Below are 2,426 nucleotides of genomic sequence, written 5' to 3' on the forward strand. Positions count from 1 at the left end.
CGCCACCGCGGTCGAGCGCGCGACCGACATCGATTCGTTCTGGGCGCCGTTCGTTGCGATGGCCGGCGGGCTAGTGGCGGCCTCGCTCGGCGGTGTGCTCGCGAGCCAGGCTCATCGGAGCTGGGCTCGAGACCATGTCGAGATGACCGACCGGTCGCCGCGGGTGGTGCGACGCGGGCCGAGTCAGCCCGTCACCGGCTGACGACAGCGGCTCGCGTCGAAGCTGTCGCTAGCCGGCCGCGCCGGGGTTTAGGGCGGAAGGCGCCGCGATCGAGTCATTCTCCGTGATCAAGGAGCTGACGGCACCGGGCCTCGAAGTCTGGGTGCGCAGTGAAAATCGCGGCCACTATTTGCTCGAAGCGCGTCGCGTCCTCCGCCCCCATGACGTACGGCTTCTCGACCACGATCGCGCGCGCGGATCGGCGTTCGACAACGATCTCCACCACGCTCACGAGCGTCAAAACGCCAAAAATAACGGCACAAAACAAGAGCGCCAACACTGAATCATCCATACCCGCATCTGGCCGCTTCGACGCCGCGCGATCCCCGGTTTCCCGGGCACCTGCACTGAGGTGGTACACCTCGAGGAAGGATTCCGTATGCCTCGTCCTCATCAGCCGGCTCCGTGAACGTGCGGTCGAGCTCGCTCGGAGCGAGCGAGTTCAGCGAGCGGTCGCCGCGATCCACGCCATGAGCCGCCGCGCGGGGCACAAACTCGTGGAACCGCCTCTTGCGTGCGGCCGGCCTGGCCTCTCGCCCATCGACACGCAAATGATTGAGCGGTGACGTGCGGACGGTGACCGGCACCGACGTGGTTCGCTTCTCGCGGCCGCCGTGCGCTCGAAGAAGCGAAACGCGTCCTGCCCGACGACGATAGGGCGTGCCGGGTGTTCACATTCGCTTCCCGCTACGGTCGAAGTGTTCGACACGGAGCGGCCGCGCCTTGGCCAGAAGCTCGCCGCCGCGCCGCGCTTCAGATTCGTCGCCGGCGTGGAACGCAATGACCACGCGACCCTGCTTCACTTCCTGATACGTCAACTCCCAGTCGGGATGCATGTCGAGCTTCGCCACGCCCCCGACCATGCCGCCCACGGTGGCTCCCGCGATCGCCCCGCTGGCGGTGCTGGCCCAAATTCCCGTGCCGACCACGGGACCTACTCCCGGGATGCCGAAGGCGACGGCCCCAGCGAGGAAGCCCACTGCGCCGCCGGCTGTCGAACCGGCGGCCGCGCCGACGCCGACGTGTTTGGCAACGTCGACGGCCACCGCGCGGTCACGCTGTCGAGTGCTCGGCTCGGTGGCCGCCTCCTCCACGCCGGGACCCAGGAGTGATATTTGCGCCGCTTCGATGCCTGCACCTTCAAGGACGTCAAGCGCATGCCTCGCCTGCGCCATGTCGATGAAGGTGGCGACAACGTTGAATGGGGACAGGTCTCGCTGCTCCATGCCTTGCTCCCTACCCTCATGGCCTCACGGCCATCGAACTTGGTTCAGGTCTCTTCGCCTGCACTGGCGGCGACAAAGAGTAAAAGCACATCAGACCTCGCTTCACCGCCAGCACACCTGGAAACGAGGAATGCAACATGGATTCTGTCCTGCCATCGAGGTGGCAGCCACGGCCCAGCTCGTAGTGGAAGGTCGGCCTAGACGAACCTCGCGATGTCCGGCGCGCCCACGACGGCTTCTACAACCAGTTGACGCACGATGAGTACGCCGCGAGGACGACCGCTCCGAGACGACCGATCCGACATCGGCCCTCACGTGCACGAGCACGAACGAAAATCGCTCGCATGGTCGAGTGGCGAGCGCTAACACCCTGACGCAAACTCAAACCGCCGCGAGCTCGGGGTGACGAGCAGCTTCGTAGCGCCGAGCCACGTCGTTCCAGTGCACGACGTTCCAGATGGCTTCGAAGAACTCGGCCTTGCGGTCGGTCTTCCGGTTCTCGTACTGCAGGTAGTACGCGTGCTCCCACGCGTCGATGGCGAGGAGCGGAATCGTGCCTTGGCCATGATTGCCTTGATGGTCGTGGACCTGCTGCACGACCAGGCGTTTTGCGACCGGCTCCCACGACGCCAATGCCCAGCCTGAACCTTGGATGCTGGCCGCCGCCTCGCTCATCACCCGGCGAAACGCGGCAAAACCGTCGAAATTCGCGTCAAGCGCCTCGGCGAGCGCGCCTTCGGGTTCTCCCCCGCCGTCGGGAGAGAGGTTCGTCCAGAAGACGGAGTGCAGCACGTGGCCCGAGACGTTGAACGCGAGATTTCTCTCAAGCAGTGAAATCGTCGCGAAATCGCCCCCGGCGCGCAGTTCCTGGAGCTTCTCGAGCGCAGTGTTGGCTCCCTTGACATACGTCGCGTGGTGCTTCCCGTGATGCAGTTCCATGATGCGGCCGCTGATGTGCGGCTCCAACGCACCCGGGTCAT

At 65.5% G+C, this 2,426-nt stretch carries 3 protein-coding genes; 1 reads left to right on the forward strand and 2 read right to left on the reverse strand.

Features of this window, described 5'->3' with window-relative positions; genetic code table 11:
* The first annotated feature begins 284 nt into the window (after positions 1 to 284).
* Entirely contained in the window at positions 285 to 503 is a 219-nt protein-coding gene (locus E6G06_21975; GenBank protein ID TML85497.1) for a hypothetical protein, read from the forward strand.
* 388 nt (positions 504 to 891) lie between these two features.
* Here E6G06_21975 and E6G06_21980 read toward each other — a convergent pair whose 3' ends face one another.
* Positions 892 to 1,446 carry a hypothetical protein gene (locus E6G06_21980; GenBank protein TML85498.1) on the reverse strand — a complete coding sequence of 185 codons (555 nt, stop codon included), beginning with the start codon at positions 1,444 to 1,446 and terminating at the stop codon, positions 892 to 894.
* Between the two features lie 381 nt (positions 1,447 to 1,827).
* A partial coding sequence (locus tag E6G06_21985) for a superoxide dismutase (GenBank protein TML85499.1) occupies positions 1,828 to 2,426 on the reverse strand: 599 nt, incomplete at its 5' end.

The organism is Actinomycetota bacterium (assembly GCA_005888325.1).
Taxonomy (GTDB): domain Bacteria; phylum Actinomycetota; class Acidimicrobiia; order Acidimicrobiales; family AC-14; genus AC-14.